This window comes from Palleronia sp. THAF1, from assembly GCF_009363795.1.
In the GTDB taxonomy this organism is placed as follows: Bacteria; Pseudomonadota; Alphaproteobacteria; order Rhodobacterales; family Rhodobacteraceae; genus Palleronia.
Window position 1 is genome coordinate 1803407 of sequence record NZ_CP045420.1, and the last position, 19805, is coordinate 1823211.

Genomic DNA, 19805 nt, shown 5'->3' on the forward strand with positions numbered 1-19805 from the left:
AGGCGACCCCTTAATTGAAGTCCATCAGCGGCGGCGCCAGTGCAAACCAGTGGTACGGTATCCTCCAAGCGCTTTCGATACGGACAACAAGATCCCGTCGTCCGGTGTGCAGCGCGACACTGTCACCCCAATAGATGCGTCGACGAGCAAACCACCAACTTCCTGGAGCCCCTCGTCATCGCCACATAGAGGTTTTTCCTGTTCTTCTCTGCATTACGATCAAAGAGGTGAACTCCGTGCGAGAAAGCTTTGGCGTAGAACGGGAAACGGCCGCCTGACGGCGGCCGTGTTCTGAACGCGTTCTTGCGTGTCGTGGGGTGACCGGCTGGATCAGGATGGCCGCGCTTCCTGAACGGACGTGGCAACAACCTCAGCCAGAAGCGCTCGGATCACGTCCTGGTTCGCAGGATCTCGCACCTCGGTCAGTAGACGGTCCACGGCACCGGTCTCGCGTTCCCGCTGTTCAATCTCCTTGAGTGCGGCGTCCCGCTCCTCGATGAGTTCATCTACGCGTGCAAGGGCCTCGTCCCGCTCCTGCTCAATTGCGGATAGTTGCGCTGAACGCTCTTGCAAGTCCGCCTCGAGCTGCGCGATCCGCCAGTTGGCGTTCCGCTTGTCCGCGCGCAGGACCTCGCATTCCGCGTCCGCTGCATTTTTGCAGGCCGCGTTCTGCCGGGCAACCAGGAGCATAAGCTCGCGGCCGGCGGCGGCCATGGCGTCGTCGACGGCCAGTGAGACGTGGTCCGGGAGAGATGTCAGAAGAGACCGACGCTCTTCCTCAGAGATTTCCGCGATAGTTGCTTCGACCAGCTCCTGAAGTGGTTCCGGCCGGATCTGTTTGCTTACGCCATGGTGCTGGCAGAGTTGGGCCTTCACCATGGCAGCGTCGATGTCGGCGGGAGTGGCGCCGCCCTCGATGAATTCGAGGACGATGTTGCGCACGAGGTCCGGCGAGTAGCTCTTCGAGCGCCCACCGAGGTTCGTCTTTGCGGCTTGTTTTGTCATTCGATGTTTGTCTTTCGGTTTCTCAAACCAGGTTTGTCAAACCCGGTTCTGTTGCGTTCGTGAGAAGAAGATTGGTCCGTTTGCCGATTGGCGAAATTTTCGCCCGATCGCTGGTCGGGCCCGTCAGTGGGGGCGATAGACTGGAGGCATCAATCCTGCGCGGTCTTCGCCACCGGTCGCAGATGCCAACCAGTTGGTTCTTGGTCATTTACACTCACTGGCCTATGCTGTCTGGCTGACACCCGGAGGCGACTTTGCCATCCGAACCGACAGCAACGGGGCACCGCGCTCGGTTACTCGAAGCTGATCGAGAAGGCGTTTGAAGCATCGAAAAAGCTTCTCCTTACCGCCGGAGCAAAGACAGATGAGCCGACCCAGTAAATTCCTCGCCAAGGTCCTGCGACACGAGCCGGACCTGATCGACATTCAGCTCGACCGACATGGATGGGTTCAGGTCGATGAGCTCCTGCGCAAACTCAAGAAAGTAGGTCACGGCCTGAGCAAGGATGAGCTCCGCCACATTGTGGAAACAAACGACAAGAAAAGGTTCTCGATCAGCGAGGACGGCAGGCGCATACGGGCTGCTCAGGGACATTCCATTGAAGTCGATCTTGGGCTGCCTGCCACACGGCCACCCGAAACGCTCTATCATGGGACGGCGTCTCAGAATCTCGACAAGATCTTCGAGGGTGGCCTGGACCCTGGCCGTCGGCGCCAAGTGCATCTTTCCCCTGATCCAGAGACCGCGACCCGCGTCGGACGCCGACATGGCAAACCCATTGTTCTTCGCGTCGACGCACGAAGAATGCACGCGGATGGGTGGACATTCTTTTGTTCTGACAACGGGGTGTGGCTAACCGACGCCGTTCCAGCAGAATACCTGGGTTTTGGCGTGACGCAGTGACACCAGTTGGCATCCGCCCTCTAAAAGCCAAAAATTCCGTTCGCGAAATGCGCGGAGCGCATCCGGAGATTTCATGGCCGCCGCGAGTTGGCTTCATCTCGACTTAGTTGATCGTCGGCAGGAAGCTGACCGCGATATTTCTGCATTCCGTCGAGGGCTTCTTCCAAACTCTTTTTGCGCCGCACGATGGCGATCAACCTATCAACTGCCTCAGGGTCATGTGGCCGATCACGTACACTCGTCCTGACTACGAACGCTACGAAGGCGAGACCCAGAACAGCCGACGTGATATAAACAGAAACAAAAATGATTTCGAATGACGTCATGAGGCTCTGTTGCACAAATCCGGTGAGGGATTCATCTTGTGAATCCAGCGTGGTAGCCCGAGGGCATGAGCAGACCCACACCCCCCGCCTACAAGACCAAGAACTGGCCTTCCTATAACGCAGCGCTCAAGCGCCGCGGCTCGCTGACGATCTGGTTCGATCCAGCCATGATCTGGGAGGCTGCGCCGACCGGCAAACGCGGTCGACAGCCTGACTATAGCGATGCCGCGATCCAGACCTGCCTGACCATGAAGGTGCTGTTCGGCATGGCGCTGCGGCAAACGACAGGGTTCGTCGAAAGCCTCCTGCGGCTGATCGACCTTAACTGGGCGGTGCCCAACTTCAGCACGCTGTCGCGGCGCCAGAGGTCCCTGAAGGTCAACATACCCTATCGTGGCTCACAAGGGCCGCTGCACCTCTTGATCGACAGCACCGGGATCAAGGTCGAGGGCGAAGGGGAGTGGAATGCACGCAAGCACGGTGGCACGAAGCGTCGGGTCTGGCGCAAGATCCACATCGGTATTGACGAGCAAACACTGGAAATCCGCGCCGCCGAGTTCACCACAAGCGTTGTGGGCGATGCGCCCATGCTGCCCGAGCTACTCGACCAGATACCGCCTGATCAGGAGATCGCCAGCGTCACCGCTGACGGAGCCTTCGACACCCGCAAGTGCCACGATGCCATCGCTGCTCGTGGCGCTGCTGCGATCATTCCGCCTCGGAGGAATGGCAAGCCCTGGAAGCCCGACAGCCCCGGGGCGGCCGCCCGCAACGAAGCCCTACGCGCATCGAAACGCTTCGGCCGAACCATCTGGCGACGATGGAGCGGCTACCACCGCCGAAGCCGCGTCGAGACAAAGATGCACTGTGTCAAACTGCTGGGTCAGCGCCTCATGGCGCGCGACTTCGACCGGCAGGTTGCGGAGTTCCAAGTCCGTGTGGCCGTCCTGAACGGCTTCACCGCGCTCGGCATTCCTGTCACTGAAGCCGTAGAATGAGCCCGTCCGGGGAAAGGGGAAGGCCGCTCAGCAGTGGATTTGTGCAACAGAGCCCTTTTTCGGCGTCCAGCATGACCCGGAGCGCTCGGAATGCCAGTCGCTGCCAATCCGGATCGGTCTCGTCGAGCGGGACGCCAAGGCGCTCGGCGACCTGGCGGAGCGGGGCGCGTGCCGCCTCGCGGTCCCGCATGGTGATCGCTTGCCGAAGCGTCTCGACGGCCGCATTCGCGCAGGCAAGTTCGTAGGCCGCGACTTCGGGCGTCCGTACGGGCGCGTTCTCGCGTACAACATCGGCCGCTTCGATCAGGAAGCGGCAGAGCTCCACGAGAAGCCTGTCCATGATGTCGGGCGCGATCGCCATCGTTCTCTCCGTCACTCCGGCGAAGGCGATGTCGCTCAGAAGCGTAAGCTTCTGAGCGAGCACCTTCGCGTCGGGGAGGACGTGGGAGCGGAGGGAAAACAGAAGTGCGCTTTTTGCGCTTGGGGTACAGCGCCTCAGAACCCGGCGCGGCCAGCGCCGTCGCCAGTGGTAGCCCGAAGGACGGTATTCGAGGTGCGACTGTGTCGAGACCCGTCCGGGCATGTCTTCGACTCCTGTGCCAGCGTTTGTGCCAAGCGCGGTCACAGGAATCGTGCCATGCCGGGTAGTCTGCGACCCTTATCGCAAATTACCCAATGATCTCAGTGATTTGAGGAAGATTGGCTCCGGCGGTAGGGATCGAACCTACGACCAATTGATTAACAGTCAACTGCTCTACCGCTGAGCTACGCCGGACCACGAGGGGGCGTATAGCAAGGGGGTTTGGGGGCTTCAAGGGTGGGAATGGGAAATCTCACCTGCGGTGGAAAATGGCTGTCGGGGAGACGGCTCCATCCACAAAAATTTCTTCGCGATCAACAAGATCGACAAGATGGGCAAGGACGTTTCGCGTGGCGGCCGGCCACATGCGAGGGTCCACATCGGTGTACACGCGTTCCGTTAGCGTTGCCGGACTGGCGGGACCGCTCTGCAGTGCGGCGAGGATCTGGTCCTCTCGTGCGTCGCGATGGGCGAGAAGCCAGTCGATGCGCACCCTTGGATCGGCCACGGGATCACCGTGACCTGAGTAAAGGACACGTGGTGCCCGGTCTCGCAGCGCACGGCAAGAGGCGCGGAAGTCGGTCAGGTCGCCGTCCGGGGGCGACACGAAGGTCGAGGCCCAGCCCATGACCAGGTCGCCAGAGAATGCGGCGCCGCGCCACAAAAAGCTTAAGTGGTTTCCGAAATGACCTGGCGTCCACAGGGCGGTTATGGGGCCGACCTCTGTCTCGACCACCGCGCCATCGGCAAGGGTTCGGTCGGGGGCAAACCCATGGTCGACACCTTCTCCGCCGCCGAGATCATTCAACGATGCCATCCGGTCAGACCGTCCGGCGGTTGCGTCACCGAAGGCCAGCACCGGAGCGCCGGTCCGGTCCGATAGCCAGCGCGCCAGCGGCGAATGATCCAGATGCGCGTGCGTCACGAGGATTTGCGCCACACGCCCCTGCCCCACATCGTCCAATATGGCTTGCCCATGCGGCTCGCTGAGTGGCCCTGGATCGATGACGGTAACGTCCGACTCACCCAGAAGATAGGTGTTCGTGCCACGCTCGGTCATCGGCGACGGGTTCGGCGCGATCAATCGGCGCAAGTCGGGCTCTGGCGTGTTGAAGGGCGTGTCTGTCATGGCTTCCTTGGGCGCACTTGGGGGCCTAGGGTGCCACCATGACATTCGAGCCGATGAAACGCTATGTGCCACGGTCCCTGTACGGCCGCGCAGCGCTGATCCTGCTGTTGCCGGTGGTGACGCTGCAACTGGTGGTCGGAGTGGTTTTCGTTCAGCGGCTGTTCGAAGATGTTACCCGCCAGATGACAGGTAATGTCGCCTACGAGTTGCGGTACGTTCTGGATCAGGTGGCAGGCGAAGCCGATGCCGACAGTGCGCGCGCGACGTTGGAAGCCCTCTCCGACACCTTCGCCCTGACGGCGCGCCTGCCCGACCCCGCCCCCATCACGCAGGACAGTCGGCTGATCTACGACTTGTCTGGCCGGCTGGTTCTGCCGACCCTGCGGGAAGAGATCGAGGGGATCGACGGCATCGATCTGGCCAGCGACGACAACCGCGTCGCGCTGACGGTTGCGACACGGCACGGTCCGTTGCGCCTTGGGTTCGCGCGCAATCGGGTGTCGGCGTCGAACCCGCATCAGTTGCTGGTCATCATGGTCTTTACCGCACTTCTGATGACCTTGGTGTCCTACCTGTTCCTCAAGAACCAGCTGCGCCCGATCAAACGGCTGGCGCAGGCGGCGACGGCCTTCGGGCGCGGTCGGTCGGAGCCTTATTCGCCGGGCGGTGCAAGCGAAGTGCGGATGGCGGGATCAGCATTTCTGGACATGCGCGCGCGGATCGAGCGGCAGATCGAACAGCGCACGATGATGCTGTCGGGAATCAGCCACGACCTGCGCACGCCGCTGACGCGCATGAACCTGGGGTTGGAGATGATCGACGACCCCGAAGCCCGTGCGTTGCAGGGTGACGTGGCCGAGATGCGGCGCATGGTGGATGCGTTTCTGGACTTCGCGCGGGAAGGCTCTGTCGGGCTACCGCAAGACACCGATGCCGCAACGCTGCTACGCACTGTCGTCGAAAATGCGCGACGCTCGGGGGGAGAGGTCGAAGCCGGCGTTTGCCCCGACACCGCCATAGCCATCATCCAGCCGGTCGCCGTGACCCGCGCGCTGGAGAACCTGGTCATGAATGCCCTGCGCTACGGCACGCGGGCCAGGGTGTCGCTGCACACCTTCGACCGTGCACTGGTGTTCAGCGTCGAAGATGACGGGCCGGGCATCCCAGAGGCCGAGCGTGACCAAGCCATGCGCGCCTTTTCTCGACTGGACGATGCGCGCAACCAGGATCACGGCGGCGGCGTCGGTTTGGGGCTGGCCATCGCGCAGGATGTGGCACGCCAGCATGGCGGAGTGCTGCGGCTGGATACGTCCGAAATGGGCGGCCTGCGCGCCGATCTGGTGCTGGGACGTTAGGGTATGTCGAGGGGGCGCTGCCCCCGCCTTCGGCTCCCCCGAGGTATTTTCTGGAACGATGAAGAACGCTCGGCCTGCTCTTTCCTCGCGCAATGCCCCGGCAGACGGCGACATGGAGCGGGCGTTAGGAACATGTGCCGTCGTTCATCGCCAAGGTTTCGGCAGAAGCGCGCTAGCCCCGAAACCCCTGCGCCACCACGAACTTCTCGGACGAGTCGGACCGCGACGCGCTCGGTTTCACGTTCGCCACCTTCTCGAACCGGCGTTTTAACTCGGATTGCAAACTGTCTTCCGCGCCGCCCTGTAGCACCTTGGCGACGAAGGTGCCGCCCGGTGTCAGCACGTCGAAGGCCAGGTAGGCCGCCGCTTCGCACAGGGCGACGATGCGCAGGTGGTCGGTCTGCTTGTGGCCCGATGACGAGGCCGCCATATCCGACATGACGACGTCCGCCGACCCACCCAGCCAGTCCTTCACCTGATCGTCCGCGCCGTCTTCCATGAAGTCGAGCTGGTGAATCTCTGCCCCCGGTATCGGCTCGACCTCTTGCAAATCAAGGCCGACGATACGGCCCACGGGCTTGCCGCCCGTTTGTCCCAGCGCGTTGATGCGCGGCACGGCGACTTGCAGCCAACCACCGGGTGCGCAGCCCAGATCGACGACCCGCGCACCGGGGACAAGGAAGTGATACTTGTCATCCAATTCCATGATCTTGAACGCCGCACGACCGCGAAAGCCCTCGGCCTTGGCGCGCTGGACGTAGGGATCGTTCAACTGCCGTTGCAGCCAGCGCGTTGAGGACAGCGTGCGCCCGCGCGCCGTCTTCACCCGCACCGTCAGATCGCGCAGTCCGCGCCCGCTGGACTTCTTGACCATCCCGGCCCCCTATTCGCTGTCCTGCTCACATAGGCGTTCCGGGCAGTCGGGAAAAGCGGACTCCTTGAGCGCAGGACGTGGTATGCTGCTTCACCGCACAGAAAGGACTCGCCATGGCCTACACCGACCTGTTCATCGCACCGATCTCGGCTGCGAAGAAAGACGACTACACTGCCTTCTGTATGGAGACGCAGAAGATGATCCTTGGGTACGGGGCGCTCGCCTGCTCGGACTTTTGGCCCGACGATGTGCCCGACGGAAAGCTCACATCACTGCCACTGGCCGTAATGCTTGAAGACGGAGAGGCCGTGACCGTGGGACTTGTCGTCTGGCCCGACAAGGCGACACGCGATGCCGGCTGGGAAAAGATGATGTCGGATGCATCTAATATGGAGATGCCGTTTGATGGCAAGCGCCTGATCTTCGGAGGCTTCACCACGATAGCAGAGACCCGCGCTTAGTAGGGCCCGTCGTCCAGCACGCCATCGGCGCTCATCTGCGCATACAGCAGGCCCTCGCGCAGACCCCGATCGGCGACGGATAGCCGATCCGTTGGCCAGACGCGCAGCAACGCTTGCAGGATCGCGGCGCCGGACATGATCAGCGCCTGCCGGTCCCGCCCGATGCGCGGATCGGCGCGGCGGCCCGATGGGCCCAGCGTAAGGTAGCCACGAATGACAGCATCGATCTGGTCGGAGGTCATGCGCAGACCGTCCACGCGGTTGCGGTCGTATCGCTTCAGGCCAAGATGGCTGGCCGCGACGGTCGTTACCGTGCCGCTGGTGCCGATGATCTGGAAGCCGTCGCGTGCCTGCTCCTTTGCGTAGGGCGCGAAGCTTTCCAGCTGCTCTTCGAAGAACCAGCTCATCAGCGCGAAGCGGGCCGCGTCGTTCTTCACGTCGTCGAATTGCTCGCGCAGGGTCGCGACGCCAAGCGGCACGCTGATCCAGTCCACCACACGGGCGGCGGGGAACGGCGATCCGTCGGCGGGTTTGAAGCCCGCGTGCAGCCGCATGATCGCGCGAGGCCGATCATGGCGGGGCACGCGGGTCAGGTCGATCCAGACAAGCTCGGTCGAGCCGCCGCCGATGTCGACGACCAGCAGCTGTTCGGTCTTGGTGGAGACCAAAGGCGCGCAAGATATAACGGCAAGCCGCGCCTCTTCTTCCGGCGCGATGATCTCCAGTTTCAGCCCGGCCTCCCGCTCGACCCGCTTGATGAAGCTAGCACCGTTGACCGCGCGGCGGCAGGCTTCGGTCGCGACCAGGCGCATGCGGCTGACCTGCCGACGGTCGATTTTCGAGCGGCAGATCTTCAGTGCGTGAACCGTGCGGTCCATCGACATGCGCGACAGGCGGCCCGTGACCTCTAGCCCCTGCCCCAGCTGGACGGACTTCGAAAAGCTGTCCACGACATGAAACTGGTTGCCCTTGGGTTGGGCAATCAGCATGCGGCACGAGTTCGTGCCGAGATCCAGCGCCGCATACAGCGAGGCGGGATCGGGTTGTCGGGTGCGCGGCGGCTCGACCGGCTTCGGGAACGCGCCCGCACCATCGGGACGCCTGGGCGCCATGGTGTCGCCCTCTCATTGGTTGAGACAAGGCTACGCCCGACCCCGCCTTATGGCAAGCCTAGCGCTCATCAAGAACATGAACGATTCTAGGGGTTGGTGCTGTGGTAGCCCCTGAGGTGTCGCGATAGGAATGCGGCGTCGCGCTTGCGCGCCAGAATGTCGAAATCCGGCGTCGGGTGCGCGGCTGGCAGGATAACAGAGAGCGGGAAACGCAAGGGGAACCCATGGCCGAGATCACCATCGTATACTGGCGCGACATACCCGCGCAGGTGATCGCCGGTAAGGGTCGCCGGGGGGTGAAGATCCCCCTGCCCGAGCGGTTCGAGCAGGCGATCGACCGGGCCGCGATGAAATCGGGTGCCGCCGGGACCGACGACTATTTGGCCGAATGGCGCAAGGCGTCCCCGGTCACGGTCGAGGGGTCGGATCAGGAGGCGGCGCAAGCCACCGCGGATCGGATCGACGCCGAATATGATCAAGAGCGTCTCAAGGCGCTTATCGCCAATGGTGGCCGGGCCTGAATGGGCACCGTTTCCCGCAGTCTGGAGGCTTTGATGTCGATCCTGTCGTTCCGCAGCAATAAACCCGCGCCCGCACCGGTCGCGACATCTGATTTCGTCGCTGGCTATTCTATCGAGGTGATGCCCCGCACCGCCGAGAAGGTCGAAAGCTTCGCCGAGATCCTGCCCGTCGGCACGCGCGTCTACATCGCCCATATCGACGGCACGCCCATCGAAGAGATGGTCGCCACCGCCAAGCGGATCGCGGCGGAAGGCTTCGAGGTCATGCCCCACTTCCCCGCCCGCATCATCGACGATGCGGCGACGCTGGAAGACTGGATCGCCCGCTATCAAGGAGAGGCCGACGTGCGCAGCGCCCTGCTGCTGGCCGGTGGCGTAGCGGAACCGAAGGGCGCCTTCGACAACTCGATGCAGCTGATGGACACGGGGCTTTTCGACAAGGCCGGGTTCACGCGCCTCCATGTCGCTGGTCATCCCGAGGGCAACCGCGACATCGACGTTGACGGCTCTGACGCCAACGTGTCCGAGGCGCTTCGCTGGAAGCAGGCGTTTTCCGAGCGCACGGACGCGCAAATGGCCATCGCGACCCAATTCTGCTTCGAGGCACAGCCGGTCATCGAATGGGCCGAAGCCCTGCGCGCGAACGGCATCGACCTGCCCGTCCATATCGGTATCGCTGGTCCCGGCAAGCTGCAGACGCTGATCAAGTTCGCCATCGCCTGCGGCGTCGGCCCCTCCCTGCGTGTTCTGCAAAAGCGCGCCATGGACGTCACCAAGCTGGTGCTGCCCTACACGCCCGACGACGTGGTGAACGAACTGGCCGCGCATAAGGCTGCGAACCCCGATTTCGCCATCGAGCAGATCCACATCTTCCCGCTGGGCGGCATCAAGACCAGCGCGGAATGGGCCAACGCCGCCGCAACGCAAGCCAAGGTTTCCGCCGCGCGATGACTCTCGCCCTGCTCTTCGATCTGGACGGCACGCTGATCCATTCAGACCCGATTCACGCGGCCGTGTTCATCGAGCTATTCGCCGAGTACGGTCGCGAGATCGACGAGCGCTACTACTACGACAACATCCACGGCCGCCGGAACGAGGCGATCTTCGGCGATGCCTTCCCGGACAGCGACCCGCAGGCCATGGCAGACGAGAAGGAAGCCCGCTTCCGCGATCGTCTGGGCGATAGCGCAGAGCCCATGGCCGGCCTGATGCCTCTGCTGGATCGCGCCGCATGCAACGGTTGGCCCTGCGCCATCGTCACCAATGCACCCCGCGCCAACGCCGACGCGATGCTGGCAGCCATCGGCCTTAACAGCCGTTTTGATCCGGTGGTGATCGGCGACGAACTGCCCCGCGGCAAGCCCGATCCCCTACCCTATCAGACCGCGTTGGACCGGCTGGGCATTGATGCGGGCGGCGCGCTCGCGCTTGACGACAGCCCGTCCGGCGTCGCCTCTGCCTCCGCTGCCAGGGTGGCCACGCTGGGCGTGCGCTCTTCTCTCCCCCATGACGCGCTGATCCAGGCGGGCGCGCATGACACCATCGCCGATTTCACCGATCCGGTCCTCGACCATTGGATCGCGCAACTGACCAAGGACCGACCATGACCCGCACCGTCATCGAATCGAAAACCAAGACCGTCACCATCGGCTTCGACGAGCCGTTCTGCGTCATCGGCGAACGCATCAACCCCACCGGTCGCAAGAAGCTGGCCGCCGAGCTGGAGATGGACGATTTCTCGACCGTCGAGCGCGACGCGCTGGAGCAAGTTGCGTGCGGTGCCATGGTGCTGGACATCAACTCCGGCGCCGTCTTCACCAACAAGATGGCCGACGATCCACGCTACGCCGACAACAACTTCGTCGAGCCGATGCTGATGCCCGAACTCGTCAAGCGCGTGCAGGCGTTGGTCGACGTACCTCTGTGCATCGACAGCTCGGTCCCCGGCGCGTTGGAGGCCGGATTGGAAGCCTGTGAGGGCCGCCCCCTTCTGAACTCGGTGACTGGCGAAGAGGATCGACTGGAACTCGTGCTGCCGCTGGTCAAGAAATACAATGTGCCGGTCGTCGCGATCTCCAACGATGACACCGGGATTTCCGAAGACCCCGAAGTTCGCTTCGCCGTCGCCAAGAAGATCGTCGAGCGTGCCGCCGATTTCGGCATCCCTGCCCATGACATCGTCGTCGATCCGCTGGTCATGCCCGTGGGTGCGATGGCGAGCGCGGGCCAACAGGTCTTCGCGCTGGTCCGTCGTCTGCGGGACGAACTGGGCGTGAACACCACCTGCGGCGCTTCGAACGTGTCCTTCGGCTTGCCCCACCGCCACGGCATCAACGCCGCCTTCCTGCCCATGGCCATTGGCGCGGGCATGACCAGCGCCATCATGAACCCCGTCCGCGCCGTCGAGATGGAAGCGATCCGGGCGGCGAACTTCCTGATGAACCACGATCCCAACGGCCAAGCATGGATCGAATTCAGCCGCGTGCTCGACGCGGTTGAGGCCGGAACGCCCTTCCCCGAGGCTGCGAAAGCCTCCATGGATGGCGGCGGCGGCCGCGGTGGCCGATCCGGCGGGCGCCGCCGTCGGGGCTAAGACGCAGCCCTTTCTTTATCCCAAGACGGAATACAGATGTCCGACCAAGATCCGCTCGTTATCTTCACGCCTTCCGGCAAGCGCGCCCGCGTGCCTGCCGGAACCACGGTGCTGTCTGCAGCACGCCGGATGGGCGTCGATCTTGATTCCGTGTGCGGCGGCCGGGGCATCTGTTCGAAGTGCCAGGTTTCTCCGCAGTTCGGCCAACACTCCAAGCATGGCGTCACCGTCGCAACGGATGCCCTGTCCGACTGGAACGCGGTCGAGGCGCGATACGACGAAAAGCGCGGCCTGAAGCCCGGTCGCCGTCTTGGCTGCCAGGCCGAAATCTGCGGTGACGTGGTGCTCGATGTGCCGCCGGACAGTCAGGTTCACCGGCAGGTCGTGCGTAAACGGGCCGAAGCGCGCGATATCGTTCTGGACCCCGCGACTCGCCTGTATTTCGTCGACGTTGACCAGCCCGACATGCACGAACCCACAGGCGATCTTGAACGCCTGAACCGGGCGCTTCAGACGCAGTGGAAGATCGGTCCCGTCGCCGCGCCGCTGACCGTTCTGTCCCGCCTGCAAACCACGCTGCGCAAGGGTAACTTTCAGGTCACCATCGCTGTCCATCACGATCATGCCGGGTCGCCACGCCTGATCGACATCTGGCCGGGCCTTTACGAAGGTGGCCTTTACGGTCTTGCGATCGACCTTGGCTCTACCACCGTCGCTGCGCACCTTTGCGACCTGTCATCCGGCGAAGTACGCGCATCGTCCGGCGTGATGAATCCGCAGATCCGCTTCGGCGAAGACCTAATGAGCCGCGTGTCCTACGTGATGATGAACCCCGGCGGCGACGCAGAGATGACGGCGGCCGTGCGCGCCGCCATGTCGGACCTGTTCGCCGAAATTGCGGCAGAAGCAGGCGTCGACGCGCGCGCCATCGTGGAAACGGTCATCGTCTGCAATCCGGTCATGCACCATCTTCTGCTGGGCATCGACCCGGTTGAATTGGGGCAGGCCCCCTTCGCACTGGCCACGTCGGACGCTGTGCATTGCTGGGCGTCAGAGTTGGACCTGACCGGCCTGAACCCCGCCGCGCGCACCTACCTGCTGCCCTGCATCGCGGGCCATGTGGGCGCGGATGCAGCTGCCGTCGCGCTATCCGAAGCGCCCGGCCAGCAGGACGATCTGACGCTGATCATCGACGTGGGCACGAATGCGGAAATCCTGTTGGGTGACCGCAACGGTGTGCTCGCCTGCTCTTCCCCTACCGGCCCCGCGTTCGAAGGCGCGCAGATCAGTTCCGGTCAGCGCGCCGCCCCGGGCGCGATAGAAGCGATCCGGATCGACCCCATCACCAAGGAACCGCGCTTCCGAGTCATCGGTGACGAGCGTTGGTCCGATGAACCGGGCTTCGATGCCGACGTGACCGGCATCTGCGGATCTGGCATTATCGAGGCCGTTGCAGAGATGCGCATGGCTGGGTTGGTCGACGCGAAGGGCCTGATCGGCTCGGCTGAGCAGACGGGATCGGAGCGGCTGGTCGCCGAAGGCCGCACACATGCCTACGTGATCTTCGAGTCCTTGGAGCGGCGCATTACCGTGACGCAAGGCGATATACGCGCGATTCAGCTCGCAAAATCAGCCCTATACGCAGGGGCGCGGCTGTTGATGGACGAACGCGGTGCCGAGACGGTGGACCGCGTGGTTCTGGCCGGAGCCTTCGGCGCGCATATCAGTCCGCTGCATGCAATGGTGCTGGGCATGATCCCGGACGTGTTGCTGGAAAAAGTTACAAGTGCAGGCAACGCGGCTGGCACCGGAGCGCGGATCGCGCTGCTGAACCGTGCCGCGCGCGCAGAAATCGAAACGACGGTGCGCCGTATCCACAAGGTCGAAACGGCCATCGAACCGCGCTTTCAGGAGCATTTCGTGGCCGCGAACGCACTGCCCCACGCGACCGATCCGTTCCCGGAACTGCGCAAGATCGCGCAGCTACCGGACGTCTCGTTCAATCAGGGTGACGGTGGCCGCCCCCGCAGACGCGGGCGGCGGTAAATCAGACCAAGCAGGCCTTGTGCATATCGCGGGCGTAGATCCACAGCAGCACCGTGATCAGCGCGGCGATCCAGATGCCCGCAAGTCCCGGCCATCCGGCCAGTTCCATCACCGTCGGGTTCGCGAAGACACTGATCCATATTGCCAGAACCACCGACGCCAGCATCGAGATCGACAGCACCAGCGGCGTCAGCGACATGCGCACGGCCAGCATCAAGGCCCCCAAAAGACCGGTCCAGACCGACAGCGCCCACGCGGCATCGACCCATGCGGGCATCGTTTGAGCAAATTGCTCCTGCGGACCGGTTGCGAAGACCAGCCAAGGTGCCCAATCATACTGGATGGCAGTGTAGTCGAATGCGCCGAAGCCGTGCCAGAGTATGGCTATCGTGACGATGATCCAGAAGTGCCAGGGTGTGTCGGTCATGGGGTCCTCCCGGAAGGGTGCGTCGATCCGAGCCAATTAGACCGACGCATCCCTTCCGGCAAGGCCTCACCCCGCGAGCTGCGCCTCGATACGGCTCAGCACCCGACGATGCGACGGCGCGGCAACCCCACCGGCCAGTCGCATCGGCTCGCCTTCCGACCAAACCCCTTCGGTCAGAACCATGTCACCGGAAGTGAGTGCAAGCGACACCCACCCCAGCGCGGGGGCCGGCACGCGGGTGATCCCCGGCCGTCCCACCAGATCGCCGGCGGCGACAAGCGCCTCTCCGACGTTGAACAAAAGCATCATCTTGTCGCTTGTCAGCAGCACGCGGTGCGTGTCGGCGACCGTAATGTCACGCACAGGGCAACCATCGCCCAGCGCACCGGCGGCGATACGAACAGCCGTGCGCTCTTTGCCACCGATCTCGTGGGCGACGGACGCGATCCGCACCGGGCCGGAGTCGCGGGTAAAGACCGTCATGCCAACGGCAAGACGCTCGACCGCGACTTCGCCGGCCATCGTGGCAACCATGGTGCCGGCGGCCAGACCCGTCAGACGCGCCTCGGTGCGGGCGGGTTGTTTGGCAGATGTGAGCGCATCGAATGTCATCAAATTGATCCTTGCAAGATGGATGCGCTGCCCCTGCGGCTCATCCGTCAGCTTCGATTACAGTCTTAGCGAATGTGCCAAAGCCGATCCACAAAAACGGCAGGAAAGGGGCGTGGACCCGACGATGGGGCCGTGATTGGGGCGAGATAGGCCCTGATTGTCGCCCCGGGCAGGATCAATCGGCTGCAATTGCGGAAAACTGTTGGGTTTCCAAGGCGAATTCAAAGGATTCTGACGTGAACAGTCGCGGTCGGGTGAACCACATTGTTTCGCATGTTGCGCGCGGCCACGACCGTCACGCATGGAATTGGGCATGATTGCGGCACGGAGTGGGACGCAGGGCGATTCGCGGCAGATGGGACCGGAAAAAGCTCCCACCGTTTTTTCGGAAACCGGCCGCCGCTCGCGATGTGCAGACACGCGTCGCCGGTTGCTGAGCAAACGGCTTGGTGCGGGCGGGGGGACTCGAACCCCCACGGGCGATGCCCTAGGGATTTTAAGTCCCCTATGTCTACCATTCCATCACGCCCGCGATGGTGCCGCTGGGGCAAGTTCGGTGGTACCCGCGGTCGGACTCGAACCGACAAGACCGTTAAGTCGGGGGATTTTGAATCCCCTGCGTCTACCATTCCGCCACGCGGGCCCTTGCGGCACAGGGCTTTGGTTCCACCGTGGCCGCGTTCCTAATGCCAAACAGGACCAAAGGGAAAGAGCCAAATGACACCGATCGCAGGAGCCGCCGCAGTCACCGTGCACGAAGGCCACGTCTTGCTGGTTCAGCGCCGCAATACGCCCGATGCCGGACTGTGGGGCTACCCCGGTGGGCACGTGGAGACGGGCGAGACGGACGCACAGGCCGCCACGCGGGAATTGCGGGAAGAGACCAGCGTGATCGCCCTGCCCCGTCGGACGCTGGCGGTACTGCATGTCGGCGATGACTCGCGCCGGTTCAGGCTGACCATGGTCGCCTGCGACTACCTTTCGGGAGAGCCGCGCGCGGATGACGACGCTATGGCCGCAGAGTGGGTGGCCTTTGCGCAGGTCTTCACCCCGGATCGCGCCTACAGCGACCGCGTCGCCGATGTGTTGCGCATGGCGTTGAGGGATTGACCGGCCCGCGCGGTTTGCCATGATCGCGGTTGTCGCACGATGGCGTCGTGCGTGTCGATCCCCTTTCCCGTCCTGCACGCCCGGACACGTCCCGCAAGGAGCGTGACCATGACCGATCGTCTGGAATTCTTCACCCTGCACAACGGCGAAAGAGCCGCCCTGCCCTTCGCCACATCCGAGTACGAGGCACGGCTGTCGGGCCTACGTTCAACGATGGAAGCGCGCGGACTGAAAGCCGTGCTTCTGACCTCGATGCAAAATATCGCCTATTATTCAGGGTTCCTTTATTGCAGCTTTGGGCGGCCCTACGGCTGCGTCGTCACGGCGGACACTTGCGTCACCATCAGCGCCAACATCGACGGGGGCCAGCCGTGGCGGCGTTCTGTCGGTGAGAACGTCATCTATACCGACTGGCAGCGCGATAACTTCTGGCGCGCGGCGCGGCAAGTTCTGGGCGGTGTGCGCAGTGTCGGGATCGAAGCTGATCATCTCACCCTTCAGATGCACGACAAGGCCGCCGCTTTCCTTGGCGCGGAACTCGTCGACATCAGCGCAGAGACGATGACGCAGCGCATGGTGAAATCGAAAGCCGAGATCGCACTGATCACCGACGGCGCGCGCATCTGCGACCTGGGTGGTGCTGCGATTCGCGACGCGATCCGCGTCGGCGCGCGAGAGATCGACGTGGCAATGGCCGGGCGTGATGCTATGGAAGCAGAAATCGCCCGCGCCCACCCCGGAAGCGAGTTGCGCGATACCTGGGTCTGGTTTCAATCGGGGCTGAACACCGACGGCGCGCACAATCCCGTAACCACACGTGCGCTGCAATCGGGCGATCTGCTGTCGCTCAATACCTTTCCGATGATCCACGGCTACTACACGGCTTTGGAACGCACACTGTTTCTGGGCGAGCCCGATGCCGAGACGCTGCGCCTGTGGCGCGCGAACGTCGCCGCGCATGAGCTGGGCCTGTCGCTGATCCGCCCCGGCGCGCGTTGCTCTGACATCTGCGCGCAGATCAATGACGCGATGGCGCAGATGGACGTGCTGCACTACCGCTCTTTCGGCTACGGCCATTCGTTCGGCATCCTGTCTCATTACTATGGACGCGAGGCCGGGCTGGAGTTGCGCGAAGACATCGACACGGTGCTGGAACCGGGTCACGTCATCTCTATCGAGCCGATGCTATGGGTGCCCGAAGGCACAGCGGGTGCAGGTGGCTACCGCGAGCACGACATTCTTGTCGTGACCGAGGATGGGGCCACCAACATCACCGGGTTCCCCTACGGCCCGGAGGCCAATGTGATCGCTGGATAAGCAACGGCTGGGGCGCTGCCCCAGACCCCGAGGTATTTGGCGAACGATGAAGCAGGCGCGTCGGCCCTAGCCTCCAAGCGGGCCGACGTTCATGTTCTGATACATGCCGTACATGGCGGTCACGAAAATCGAGATCATGCCGATGACCTGCACTGTCACACGGTGGCGCGTCAGACGGCGGCGCAGGCCGGGTGGGTCGTATTGTGCCTCTGCTATGACCTGCGCGGTGTGGATGCTGAGGAGGCCGACGGCGGTCATCGGCAGCGCGATCAAGAATAGCGCCTGCGCGAATTCGACCCCATAGACGAAAGCCAGAAGGGCTAATGCGGTCAGAAGTGCTGCGACCAGACCCACCAGCCAAAGGCCGGAGACGCGCGCGATGAACAAGATACGATTCACACGGATGCGCACCATATCCTCCAGATCCTGCTGGGCTTGTCCTTCGTGTTTGGCCGCGCGGCCCACCATGTCGAAGGGCACGCCGATCACGTAATGGCTGGCCGTGGACCACACCGTCGCCAGCGCGATCCAGAACCACAGGTTCGAGAACGAGCGCATGTCGATCAGCTCGAAAACTGTCTGATACCAATCCAAGAAGACCGCTCCGCATCGCGTTTTCACCGCCCTTACACTTGAGACGCGCGAAGTTCCATGCGACCCCCGACACAACCTGCATCCGTTGCCGAAGGACCACCACCATGGCACCTGTCTTCGCCCCCTACCCCGCCACACGCCTGCGCCGGGTGCGCCGCACACCGCAGTTGCGCGCTCTGGTCCGGGAAAGCCACCTGACGCCAGGCGACCTGATCTGGCCCATTTTCGTACGCGACGGCAAAAGTGAGCGGGATCCAATCCCGTCGATGCCGGGTGTATCGCGCCTGTCGGTGGATCTGGTCGTCGAAGCGGCGCGCGAGGCTGCCAGCCTTGGCATCCCTGCGATCTGCTTGTTTCCATACACCGATCCGTCGCTGAAGACCGAGGGCTGCGAAGAGGCTTGGAGCGCGGACAATCTGTCGAACACCGCCACCCGCGCCATCAAGGATGCCGTTCCGGACATCGTGGTGATGACCGACGTGGCGCTCGATCCTTATAACGCAAACGGCCACGACGGCATCGTGCGCGACGGTGTAATCGTGAACGACGAAAGCGTCGAGGCGCTCGTGAAGATGGCGTTGGCGCAGGCCGATGCGGGTGCGGACATCCTTGGCCCGTCGGACATGATGGACGGGCGGATCGGCGCGATGCGTGCGGCGCTGGAAAGTGCGGGCCATACAGAGACAGCGATCCTGTCCTATGCCGCGAAATACGCGTCTGGCTTCTACGGTCCGTTCCGCGATGCGGTGGGTGCATCGGGTGCGCTGAAGGGCGACAAGAAGACCTACCAGATGGACCCCGCGAACACCGACGAAGCTTTGCGACAGGTCGCGCGCGACCTGTCCGAGGGCGCGGATATGGTCATGGTGAAGCCGGGAATGCCTTACCTGGATATCTGCCGCCGCGTGTCCGAGACCTTCCAGGCCCCCACCTTCGCCTACCAGGTGTCTGGCGAATACGCGATGTTGCGCGGCGCGTCGGATCAGGGCTGGCTGAATGGCGATCATGTCATGATGGAAAGCTTGATGTGCTTCAAACGCGCCGGTTGCGACGGGATCCTGACCTATTTCGCGCCGCAAGCCGCGCGTCTTATGAACGGCTGATCGGCGATCCACTGCCGAATTGCTCCGAAGGGATGACAGATGCGGTGCCGATAGGTAACACTGTGGCAGAGCGGTCGGGAACAAGGCCGCCGAACAAGGCATCGGCAGTTAAAAGGGACACCCCATGACCACGATCACCCGGCGCGCAGCGCTTTCGGGCATGCTCGCCGCCACGGCTGGGCTGGCGGCAGGCTGCGGCAACGGCGTCGGCTCTCCCGGCGCGTCCGTCATCGATGCGCGCGTCGCGTCGACCATGAACTTCTTGTACTCGAACTACCCTGCGACGACGCAATTGCGCGACAAATCGACTGGCATCCTGGTCATGCCCGTGATGACCAAGGCAGCGCTCGGCGCCGGCGGTTCGTTCGGACGCGGCTCGCTTTTGGTGAACGGCCAGCCCATCGACTACTATTCGGCAGCGCAGGCTTCGCTTGGCTTCCAGCTGGGCGCGCAGCAATACGCGCAGGTCCTGTTCTTTATGACCAATGATGCGCTCTTCCGCTTCCGCTCCAGCCCCGGTTGGGAAGCGGGCGGCGATATCGAGTATGCGCTGAACGATCAGGGCGCGAACCTGTCGGCCACGACCACTACATCCACCAGCCCGGTCGTGGGCGTCATCTTCGGGCAAGCCGGTCTGATGGCGGGCGCATCGATCGAGGGGACGAAGTACACGCGCATCATCCCTTGAGGCGCGTTCCTCCATCGCCTACACCGCCGCGACAGTCTTGAGACGTAGGA

General features: G+C 63.3%; 22 protein-coding genes and 3 tRNA genes. 13 read left to right on the top strand and 12 right to left on the bottom strand.

Going from position 1 to position 19805, the window contains the following annotated elements:
• Window positions 1–330: 330 nt before the first annotated feature.
• Window positions 331–1005 carry a hypothetical protein gene (locus tag FIU81_RS08960; RefSeq protein WP_124112296.1) on the bottom strand — a complete coding sequence of 225 codons (675 nt, stop codon included), beginning with the start codon at window positions 1003–1005 and terminating at the stop codon, window positions 331–333.
• 364 nt (window positions 1006–1369) lie between these two features.
• On the opposite strand from FIU81_RS08960, the gene FIU81_RS08965 reads away from it, so the two are divergent.
• Window positions 1370–1909 carry an RNA 2'-phosphotransferase gene (locus FIU81_RS08965; RefSeq protein WP_124112297.1) on the top strand — a complete coding sequence of 180 codons (540 nt, stop codon included), beginning with the start codon at window positions 1370–1372 and terminating at the stop codon, window positions 1907–1909.
• A 71-nt stretch (window positions 1910–1980) separates the two neighbouring features.
• On the opposite strand, the gene FIU81_RS17025 is transcribed toward FIU81_RS08965, so the two are convergent.
• Window positions 1981–2106 (bottom strand): hypothetical protein, encoded by a 126-nt coding sequence (locus tag FIU81_RS17025; protein WP_256366136.1) that lies wholly within the window; start codon window positions 2104–2106, stop codon window positions 1981–1983.
• Between the two features lie 194 nt (window positions 2107–2300).
• On the opposite strand from FIU81_RS17025, the gene FIU81_RS08975 reads away from it, so the two are divergent.
• Window positions 2301–3233: an IS5 family transposase gene (locus FIU81_RS08975; RefSeq protein ID WP_124109948.1), complete on the top strand. Its 933-nt coding sequence runs from the start codon at window positions 2301–2303 to the stop codon at window positions 3231–3233.
• Here the strand turns inward: FIU81_RS08975 and FIU81_RS08980 are convergent.
• From FIU81_RS08980 to FIU81_RS08990, 3 genes are all read right to left on the bottom strand, one after another.
• Complete coding sequence (locus FIU81_RS08980; RefSeq protein WP_148085640.1) at window positions 3214–3816, bottom strand: hypothetical protein; 603 nt, start codon at window positions 3814–3816, stop codon at window positions 3214–3216. The two genes, FIU81_RS08975 and FIU81_RS08980, sit on opposite strands and share 20 nt — an antisense overlap.
• 117 nt (window positions 3817–3933) lie before the next feature.
• Window positions 3934–4008, bottom strand: a tRNA-Asn gene (locus tag FIU81_RS08985).
• A gap of 58 nt (window positions 4009–4066) precedes the next feature.
• Window positions 4067–4942, bottom strand: coding sequence for an MBL fold metallo-hydrolase (locus FIU81_RS08990; RefSeq protein WP_124111860.1), 876 nt, complete (start codon window positions 4940–4942; stop codon window positions 4067–4069).
• Window positions 4943–4980: 38 nt separating this feature from the next.
• Here FIU81_RS08990 and FIU81_RS08995 point away from each other — a divergent pair, with 38 nt between their 5' ends.
• Window positions 4981–6297 carry an ATP-binding protein gene (locus FIU81_RS08995; RefSeq protein WP_124111859.1) on the top strand — a complete coding sequence of 439 codons (1317 nt, stop codon included), beginning with the start codon at window positions 4981–4983 and terminating at the stop codon, window positions 6295–6297.
• 172 nt (window positions 6298–6469) lie between these two features.
• Here FIU81_RS08995 and FIU81_RS09000 read toward each other — a convergent pair whose 3' ends face one another.
• Complete coding sequence (locus FIU81_RS09000) at window positions 6470–7171, bottom strand: RlmE family RNA methyltransferase (protein WP_124111858.1); 702 nt, start codon at window positions 7169–7171, stop codon at window positions 6470–6472.
• Window positions 7172–7284: 113 nt separating this feature from the next.
• Here FIU81_RS09000 and FIU81_RS09005 point away from each other — a divergent pair, with 113 nt between their 5' ends.
• Window positions 7285–7632 (top strand): DUF1428 domain-containing protein, encoded by a 348-nt coding sequence (locus tag FIU81_RS09005; RefSeq protein WP_124111857.1) that lies wholly within the window; start codon window positions 7285–7287, stop codon window positions 7630–7632.
• On the opposite strand, the gene FIU81_RS09010 is transcribed toward FIU81_RS09005, so the two are convergent.
• Complete coding sequence (locus tag FIU81_RS09010) at window positions 7629–8744, bottom strand: Ppx/GppA phosphatase family protein (protein ID WP_124111856.1); 1116 nt, start codon at window positions 8742–8744, stop codon at window positions 7629–7631. The genes FIU81_RS09005 and FIU81_RS09010 overlap by 4 nt on opposite strands.
• A 224-nt stretch (window positions 8745–8968) precedes the next feature.
• On the opposite strand from FIU81_RS09010, the gene FIU81_RS09015 reads away from it, so the two are divergent.
• Genes FIU81_RS09015 through FIU81_RS09035 form a run of 5 tightly spaced genes read left to right on the top strand, consistent with a single transcriptional unit; the run spans window position 8969 to window position 13904 of the window.
• Window positions 8969–9265 carry a virulence factor gene (locus tag FIU81_RS09015; RefSeq protein ID WP_124111855.1) on the top strand — a complete coding sequence of 99 codons (297 nt, stop codon included), beginning with the start codon at window positions 8969–8971 and terminating at the stop codon, window positions 9263–9265.
• Window positions 9266–10216: a methylenetetrahydrofolate reductase gene (locus FIU81_RS09020; protein WP_254695880.1), complete on the top strand. Its 951-nt coding sequence runs from the start codon at window positions 9266–9268 to the stop codon at window positions 10214–10216.
• Window positions 10213–10872: an HAD family hydrolase gene (locus tag FIU81_RS09025; RefSeq protein ID WP_124111882.1), complete on the top strand. Its 660-nt coding sequence runs from the start codon at window positions 10213–10215 to the stop codon at window positions 10870–10872. The genes FIU81_RS09020 and FIU81_RS09025 overlap by 4 nt, the downstream gene beginning before the upstream one ends.
• The gene (locus FIU81_RS09030; RefSeq protein ID WP_124111854.1) at window positions 10869–11858 is read left to right on the top strand and encodes a methyltetrahydrofolate cobalamin methyltransferase; all 990 of its coding nucleotides are present in this window, start codon (window positions 10869–10871) and stop codon (window positions 11856–11858) included. Before FIU81_RS09025 ends, FIU81_RS09030 begins: the two co-directional genes overlap by 4 nt.
• Window positions 11859–11894: 36 nt before the next feature.
• Window positions 11895–13904 carry an ASKHA domain-containing protein gene (locus tag FIU81_RS09035; RefSeq protein WP_124111853.1) on the top strand — a complete coding sequence of 670 codons (2010 nt, stop codon included), beginning with the start codon at window positions 11895–11897 and terminating at the stop codon, window positions 13902–13904.
• Between the two features lies 1 nt (window position 13905).
• On the opposite strand, the gene FIU81_RS09040 is transcribed toward FIU81_RS09035, so the two are convergent.
• From FIU81_RS09040 to FIU81_RS09055, 4 genes are all read right to left on the bottom strand, one after another.
• The gene (locus FIU81_RS09040) at window positions 13906–14331 is read right to left on the bottom strand and encodes a hypothetical protein (RefSeq protein ID WP_124111852.1); all 426 of its coding nucleotides are present in this window, start codon (window positions 14329–14331) and stop codon (window positions 13906–13908) included.
• Between the two features lie 66 nt (window positions 14332–14397).
• A complete protein-coding gene (locus FIU81_RS09045; RefSeq protein WP_124111851.1) occupies window positions 14398–14943 on the bottom strand; it encodes a Hint domain-containing protein in 546 nt (181 codons plus the stop codon).
• Between the two features lie 447 nt (window positions 14944–15390).
• Window positions 15391–15475 (bottom strand) — tRNA-Leu (locus FIU81_RS09050).
• A gap of 25 nt (window positions 15476–15500) precedes the next feature.
• Window positions 15501–15586 (bottom strand) — tRNA-Leu (locus FIU81_RS09055).
• Between the two features lie 74 nt (window positions 15587–15660).
• Here FIU81_RS09055 and FIU81_RS09060 point away from each other — a divergent pair.
• Window positions 15661–16053 (top strand): NUDIX hydrolase, encoded by a 393-nt coding sequence (locus FIU81_RS09060; protein ID WP_124111850.1) that lies wholly within the window; start codon window positions 15661–15663, stop codon window positions 16051–16053.
• A 108-nt stretch (window positions 16054–16161) separates the two neighbouring features.
• Window positions 16162–17370 (top strand): aminopeptidase P family protein, encoded by a 1209-nt coding sequence (locus tag FIU81_RS09065; RefSeq protein ID WP_124111849.1) that lies wholly within the window; start codon window positions 16162–16164, stop codon window positions 17368–17370.
• Between the two features lie 66 nt (window positions 17371–17436).
• Here the strand turns inward: FIU81_RS09065 and FIU81_RS09070 are convergent, their stop codons facing one another.
• Complete coding sequence (locus tag FIU81_RS09070; protein WP_124111848.1) at window positions 17437–17964, bottom strand: component of SufBCD complex; 528 nt, start codon at window positions 17962–17964, stop codon at window positions 17437–17439.
• A gap of 104 nt (window positions 17965–18068) precedes the next feature.
• Here FIU81_RS09070 and hemB point away from each other — a divergent pair, with 104 nt between their 5' ends.
• Complete coding sequence (gene hemB, locus FIU81_RS09075) at window positions 18069–19067, top strand: porphobilinogen synthase (RefSeq protein ID WP_124111847.1); 999 nt, start codon at window positions 18069–18071, stop codon at window positions 19065–19067.
• A 124-nt stretch (window positions 19068–19191) separates the two neighbouring features.
• Window positions 19192–19755, top strand: coding sequence for a YSC84-related protein (locus FIU81_RS09080; protein ID WP_124111846.1), 564 nt, complete (start codon window positions 19192–19194; stop codon window positions 19753–19755).
• The last annotated feature ends 50 nt before the right edge of the window (window positions 19756–19805 follow it).

Coding starts and splice junctions, on each gene's coding strand:
- FIU81_RS08960 (WP_124112296.1), bottom strand. CDS start 1,005: ATGACAAAACAAGCCGCAAAGACGAACCTCGGTGGGCGCTCGAAGAGC.
- FIU81_RS08965 (WP_124112297.1), top strand. CDS start 1,370: ATGAGCCGACCCAGTAAATTCCTCGCCAAGGTCCTGCGACACGAGCCG.
- FIU81_RS08975 (WP_124109948.1), top strand. CDS start 2,301: ATGAGCAGACCCACACCCCCCGCCTACAAGACCAAGAACTGGCCTTCC.
- FIU81_RS08980 (WP_148085640.1), bottom strand. CDS start 3,816: ATGCCCGGACGGGTCTCGACACAGTCGCACCTCGAATACCGTCCTTCG.
- FIU81_RS08990 (WP_124111860.1), bottom strand. CDS start 4,942: ATGACAGACACGCCCTTCAACACGCCAGAGCCCGACTTGCGCCGATTG.
- FIU81_RS08995 (WP_124111859.1), top strand. CDS start 4,981: ATGACATTCGAGCCGATGAAACGCTATGTGCCACGGTCCCTGTACGGC.
- FIU81_RS09000 (WP_124111858.1), bottom strand. CDS start 7,171: ATGGTCAAGAAGTCCAGCGGGCGCGGACTGCGCGATCTGACGGTGCGG.
- FIU81_RS09005 (WP_124111857.1), top strand. CDS start 7,285: ATGGCCTACACCGACCTGTTCATCGCACCGATCTCGGCTGCGAAGAAA.
- FIU81_RS09010 (WP_124111856.1), bottom strand. CDS start 8,744: ATGGCGCCCAGGCGTCCCGATGGTGCGGGCGCGTTCCCGAAGCCGGTC.
- FIU81_RS09015 (WP_124111855.1), top strand. CDS start 8,969: ATGGCCGAGATCACCATCGTATACTGGCGCGACATACCCGCGCAGGTG.
- FIU81_RS09020 (WP_254695880.1), top strand. CDS start 9,266: ATGGGCACCGTTTCCCGCAGTCTGGAGGCTTTGATGTCGATCCTGTCG.
- FIU81_RS09025 (WP_124111882.1), top strand. CDS start 10,213: ATGACTCTCGCCCTGCTCTTCGATCTGGACGGCACGCTGATCCATTCA.
- FIU81_RS09030 (WP_124111854.1), top strand. CDS start 10,869: ATGACCCGCACCGTCATCGAATCGAAAACCAAGACCGTCACCATCGGC.
- FIU81_RS09035 (WP_124111853.1), top strand. CDS start 11,895: ATGTCCGACCAAGATCCGCTCGTTATCTTCACGCCTTCCGGCAAGCGC.
- FIU81_RS09040 (WP_124111852.1), bottom strand. CDS start 14,331: ATGACCGACACACCCTGGCACTTCTGGATCATCGTCACGATAGCCATA.
- FIU81_RS09045 (WP_124111851.1), bottom strand. CDS start 14,943: ATGACATTCGATGCGCTCACATCTGCCAAACAACCCGCCCGCACCGAG.
- FIU81_RS09060 (WP_124111850.1), top strand. CDS start 15,661: ATGACACCGATCGCAGGAGCCGCCGCAGTCACCGTGCACGAAGGCCAC.
- FIU81_RS09065 (WP_124111849.1), top strand. CDS start 16,162: ATGACCGATCGTCTGGAATTCTTCACCCTGCACAACGGCGAAAGAGCC.
- hemB (WP_124111847.1), top strand. CDS start 18,069: ATGGCACCTGTCTTCGCCCCCTACCCCGCCACACGCCTGCGCCGGGTG.
- FIU81_RS09080 (WP_124111846.1), top strand. CDS start 19,192: ATGACCACGATCACCCGGCGCGCAGCGCTTTCGGGCATGCTCGCCGCC.